Annotated in this window: 1 pseudogene; it reads right to left on the reverse strand. The window is 65.9% G+C overall.

Features of this window, described 5'->3' with window-relative positions:
- Window positions 1-377: 377 nt before the first annotated feature.
- A pseudogene (locus G3480_RS27270) lies at window positions 378-633 on the reverse strand (PD-(D/E)XK nuclease family transposase); the annotation flags it as partial.

The following is a 633-nucleotide window of genomic DNA, read 5'->3' on the forward strand; positions in this document are numbered from 1 at the left end:
TTTTTTTGGGTGCCTTGCCCACCGCCCCAACTTCACTCCAACCCCCGGGGGGGCGGGGCCCCGCGCGGCTCGGGCCCCCCGGGGGGGGGGGGGCGCCGCTCCCACCGGTCGTGCGCTTGGTCCAAGGCCGAGTTGAGCCCTGGCCGTCAGTTGGGCCGGTGGACGAGCTAGGCCGAAGTCCACCGAATCCCGCGCCCTGGTTAGTGGACCGCGCTGCGCCCCTCGACTCCGCGCTGCAGTGCTGACGGCCGGCGGCGGTCGCGACGAAAGTATCTGCCGAGGAAAGGCTGCATGATCGAGACAAGATCGGGAAAATGTCATTTTTTAAGACCTGCCCCCCCGGCTTAGGTGGCCATTAACACCCGAGTCTCGGGTCTCTACTCCGAGTGACCCTGCCCGCGCAGTTGGGACTTGAGGCGTTCGATCTCGGCGAGGGCGGCTTCTTTCGCGGCCCGTTCCTGTTCTGCCAGCATCTGCGCCTGCTCTTTGGCCGCCCGCTGCTGCTCGGCTTCGGCCCGCAGTTCGTCCAGGTGGCGCTGGATGCTACGCTGCTCGTGCAGATAGTTCTGACGTGCCTGGTATCTGTGGTAGGCGCGCTCTTTCTCGGAGAAGGTCTTGAGGGTATTCATGGCT

The sequence above is a fragment of the Thiorhodococcus mannitoliphagus genome (assembly GCF_010915725.1).
Lineage (GTDB): Bacteria > Pseudomonadota > Gammaproteobacteria > Chromatiales > Chromatiaceae > Thiorhodococcus > Thiorhodococcus mannitoliphagus.